Origin of the sequence: Dietzia sp. CW19 (genome assembly GCF_014145265.1) — a bacterium.
GTDB classification, from domain to species: domain Bacteria; phylum Actinomycetota; class Actinomycetes; order Mycobacteriales; family Mycobacteriaceae; genus Dietzia; species Dietzia natronolimnaea.
The window spans coordinates 1-3,873 of sequence record NZ_JAALEE010000422.1; the positions used below are offsets into that span (position 1 = coordinate 1).

Consider the following 3,873-nt stretch of genomic DNA (forward strand, 5'->3'; position numbering starts at 1 on the left):
CGGCGGAGGCGCCGGGGGTGCGGGAGCAGGAGCCGGGGCGGCCAGGATGGGTGGCGCAGGCACCCTGGCGGGCTTCGGGAGCCCGGGCGGCTTCGGAACCGGCGGACCGACGGCAGGAGTACCGGGCGGCGGCATGTCGGCAGGCTCGGGACCCGCGGGAGCACCCGCAGGGGCGTTCTCGTCGTCACATGGTGGTTCTCAAGCCAGCCGCGCAGGAATGATGCCGATGGGCATGATGGGCGCGGCAGGGGCCGGACAGAACGAGGGCCGACGCGGTCACACGCCAGCCGGGTACCTGACCAACGCCACCAACACCTCGGAGATCATCGGGGAACCGGTCAAGGTTGCTCCCGCAGTCCTGGGGCGAACGCCGCCTCCCGACGATGCCGCCGCCGAACAAGAGCAGCAGCAGGAGACCGCCTATGTCGGCCGGGTCGTCGGACGGCCAATCGTTGGATCATGACGGCGGGCCCTTGCCCGACCGACGTCCACTCCTAGAACGCCAACCCGTGCCGCTCCACCAGCGGCATCGTCGCCTCGAAGTCGATCTCCGCGCCGTACTCGGCAGCGAGCGAGGGGAGCGTATCGGGCGAGTACCCCCCTCCCGGCTCGGCGAGGCGGCGGAACAATGCCTCGAGGCCGCCCGGCACGATGATCTCGAGCACACGGAGTTCGTCGTCGCCAGCATTCCAGAACGTGTGCCAGCGACCGCGCGGCTTGGCGAGGAGGTCCCCCGGCGTCGCCGTGATCTCGACGCCCTCCTCGATGAAGCCGATGGCCCGCCAGCACGAATGTGTACTCGTCTTCCCGGCTGTGCCGGTGCATCGGGGCGGCCAACGTCCTGGGGTTCACGATGTGCTCGACGATCGCGACCCGGCCGCCGGATACCTGGCTCTCGATGAGGTACCGGTCCAGCAGTCCGGGTTCGCCCGTCACGTCGCCCTGGCCTGCGCGCACGACGTGAGGACCAGGAGGCGTCCCATTATCATTAATGCCGTTCATCGTGCAAATCATACGACCGCGCCGCTGGCGCGGGAACCCCCGGCGCGGGAACCTCTGGCACGCGGCCGCAGCCGGCATGGCCGAGCGAGTTCTACTAGAAGAACGCCGCCCAGACCAGGCCGACGATGAACAGTGCAACCCCCAGGAGGAACTGCGTCCGGTTCTGTATGTCATGCCACAAACTCGCCACGAAACGCTTCTTGATGTCCGCCCAGCGTGAGAACGGCGGATCGCCTTCCTCGACCGGGGATCCGTCCGGCTCAGTTGCCATCCTCGGTTCCTTCCGCATCTGGGCCGGCGTCGTATACGGCATCGTGCACCGCGCCGCCGACTTCCTGTCCCGCCCACGCACCGACCCCGGCGCCGATTCCCGCCCCGATGAACGTGCCCACTGGCCCGAAGAACGACCCCGCAGCCGCTCCGGCAAGGGCCCCGCCGGCCATGCCGCCGCCAAGAGCCCCGCCCGTCTCGAGAATCGCCTCCTCGGCAGTGGTCTCCCCCCTGGCATACCCCGTGACGCCCTCGTACGCCGTGAACCCCCCGCCCGCGGGTCCGGCGAGCCGGCCGGCTCCCCGAAGCAGTCCGGCGGCCCGGCGCCCGGCGTCATCGGGCATCGGATCGGCCTTGTGTCTGCCCCTTGTCTCGGGGTCGTGCTCGTCCGCGAGAGCAGACGCCCCTTCTCTGACGGCCCCGCTACCTGCGGTGATGGCGGTTCCGAGAATCACTGCATCCGGCCCAGGAATGGTCGCCCTGTCCACCTCGGTCGGGATGGCCCGATACATCATCCCGGCAACCGCGTCGATCTCCCGGCCATAGTGCTGATCCAGCGACCCGACGGTGGCCAACGCCTGGCCGAGCGCCTCGACATGCCCGTCGACGACCTCCTGGGTGATCTCGTCGCGGCCGGGAGCCGGTCCCACGGAGTCCTCGCCCACTACGAGCCCGGCGGCCTCGGCCTCGATGATCCGATCGCGAACCGTCTGCACCGCCGGCCCCACCGCGGCGGCGGCCCGGGAGAGGGCGTCGGCCAGCTCTCCGAGACCGTCCGCGAGTTTGGTGACGTGCACCTTCTCGCCCTCGGCGGCGTCCAGGACCGCATCGGCCGCGACGCCGTCCCAGCCCACGTCCAGCGCTGAGCTCCCGGCAGCCGGAGCCGTCCGGGCCTCGACTGCCAGCGCCACCTGCTCTGCGACGGCGGAGCTCGCCGTCGTCACGCCCCCGGCATCCCACCGTCTGACCCGGCCGATCGTGTACCCCACACCGGTCCTTCCTCCCGCGCCGTCACAGTGTCTGACGGCGCGCCGGCCTGTCTGGTTCCACGGGGGGCCGAACTCTCACCTCACCGTGCGGCCGGCGCGAGGTGAGGGCTCGGTTACCGGTGTGCGGTCCGGGGTAACGACCGCGTCACATAGCTCGGCCACACTCACTCCGGTACGTCCGCACGCCCGCCGCACAGCTGGAGGCAACGAAGTGTCCTACGTCCAACCCTCGGACTTCACCCGCGCGATGATCGACGCCGGAGCGAGCAAGGTCCGCATGTCCACGCGTGACACGCTCATCCGGAGCTTCATGGCAGGCGCCATCCTGGGTCTGGCCGCAGCGTTCGCCATCACCGTCACGGTCCAGACCGGCAGCGCGCTCCTCGGGGCGGTGCTCTTCCCCATCGGCTTCATCCTCCTGTACCTGCTGGGCTTCGATCTGCTGACCGGGGTGTTCACGCTCGTCCCGCTGGCACTGCTGGACAAGCGCAAGGGGGTCACGGTCCGGGGCATGCTCCGGAACTGGGGCCTGGTCTTCCTGGGCAACTTCGCCGGTGCCCTCACCGTGGCGTTCCTCATCGCCTTCATCACCACCTACGGGTTCAATGTCGCCCCGGACGAGGTGGGCCAGCGTCTCGGCGAGATCGGTGAGTCCCGAACTCTCGGGTACGCCGAGCACGGGGCGGCCGGGATGCTGACCCTGTTCTTCCGCGGTGTGCTGTGCAACTGGATGGTCTCGACGGGCGTAGTGGCGGCGATGATGTCCACCAGCGTGAGCGGCAAGGCGCTGACCATGTGGATGCCCGTGATGCTGTTCTTCTACATGGGATTCGAGCACTCGGTGGTCAACATGTTCCTGTTCCCGACCGGCCTGATGCTCGGCGGCGAGTTCTCGCTGGCCGACTACCTGGTGTGGAACGAGATCCCGACCGTCATCGGCAACCTCGTCGGCGGGCTCTGCTTTGTGGGTCTGACCCTGTACGTCACCCACGCCCGCACCAAGGCGCAGCGGCCGCTGCCGGAGGAGCCGGCCGAGCGCGAGGCCGACCGCGAGCCCGCCTCGGTCTGAGCGACACACGACCCCATCCGAGAGGAACCCCGATGACCCCCATCATGTCCAAGCACGACGCCGCGGCCCACGTGGAGTCCGCCCGCATCCGTCAGGGACGCACCTGGGCAGAACTGGCCGATCACCTGGGCGCACCGCTGGTGTGGACCACCGCGGCCCTGCTGGGCCAACACCCGATGTCCGCCGAGCAGGCGCGGTCGGTGTGCGAACTCCTCGGTCTGGACGAGGCCGTGGCCGAGAGCCTGGCCCTGCAACCGAGCCGCGGCACGCCGCCGGAGGTGATGGCGGACCCGACGATCTACCGGTTCACCGAAGCGCTGTCGGTGTACGGTCCTGCGCTCAAGGCACTCATCCATGAAGAGTTCGGCGACGGGATCATGAGCGCGATCAACTTTACGGTGGACTTCGCGAGGCGCCCGGACCCCGACGGAGACCGCGTGGTGATCACGCTGGACGGGAAGTTCCTCGACTACCGCTGGTGACGGCCGCCGCCGAGCCGCCGGGTAGAACGACCGGCCCCCTCCGCGGGCGCCCGGGCCGCCG

At 69.7% G+C, this 3,873-nt stretch carries 6 protein-coding genes; 3 read left to right on the top strand and 3 right to left on the bottom strand.

Annotated elements, in window-relative coordinates; all coding sequences use genetic code 11:
• The first annotated feature begins 232 nt into the window (after window positions 1-232).
• Entirely contained in the window at window positions 233-463 is a 231-nt protein-coding gene (locus G6021_RS12510; protein WP_206682663.1) for a hypothetical protein, read from the top strand.
• Between the two features lie 31 nt (window positions 464-494).
• On the opposite strand, the gene G6021_RS17380 is transcribed toward G6021_RS12510, so the two are convergent.
• The 3 genes from G6021_RS17380 to G6021_RS12525 all read right to left on the bottom strand — a co-directional run bounded on the left by G6021_RS17380 (window position 495) and on the right by G6021_RS12525 (window position 2,216).
• Complete coding sequence (locus G6021_RS17380; protein ID WP_241736541.1) at window positions 495-665, bottom strand: hypothetical protein; 171 nt, start codon at window positions 663-665, stop codon at window positions 495-497.
• Window positions 666-1,096: 431 nt separating this feature from the next.
• A complete protein-coding gene (locus G6021_RS12520) occupies window positions 1,097-1,273 on the bottom strand; it encodes a hypothetical protein (RefSeq protein WP_182641430.1) in 177 nt (58 codons plus the stop codon).
• Window positions 1,263-2,216, bottom strand: a complete 954-nt coding sequence (locus G6021_RS12525; RefSeq protein WP_347238965.1) for a hypothetical protein — start codon at window positions 2,214-2,216, stop codon at window positions 1,263-1,265. Before G6021_RS12525 ends, G6021_RS12520 begins: the two co-directional genes overlap by 11 nt.
• 256 nt (window positions 2,217-2,472) lie before the next feature.
• Between G6021_RS12525 and G6021_RS12530 the strand changes: the two genes are divergently transcribed.
• On the top strand, window positions 2,473-3,330 hold the full coding sequence (locus G6021_RS12530) for a formate/nitrite transporter family protein (RefSeq protein ID WP_182639678.1): 858 nt from the start codon (window positions 2,473-2,475) through the stop codon (window positions 3,328-3,330).
• Between the two features lie 32 nt (window positions 3,331-3,362).
• The gene (gene cynS, locus G6021_RS12535; protein ID WP_182641432.1) at window positions 3,363-3,812 is read left to right on the top strand and encodes a cyanase; all 450 of its coding nucleotides are present in this window, start codon (window positions 3,363-3,365) and stop codon (window positions 3,810-3,812) included.
• Window positions 3,813-3,873 lie beyond the last annotated feature (61 nt).

What these genes read in the sequence shown, in the direction of transcription:
- G6021_RS12520 (WP_182641430.1), bottom strand. Translation starts at nt 1,273, where the DNA reads ATGGCAACTGAGCCGGACGGATCCCCGGTCGAGGAAGGCGATCCGCCG.
- G6021_RS12510 (WP_206682663.1), top strand. Translation starts at nt 233, where the DNA reads ATGATGGGCGCGGCAGGGGCCGGACAGAACGAGGGCCGACGCGGTCAC.
- cynS (WP_182641432.1), top strand. Translation starts at nt 3,363, where the DNA reads ATGACCCCCATCATGTCCAAGCACGACGCCGCGGCCCACGTGGAGTCC.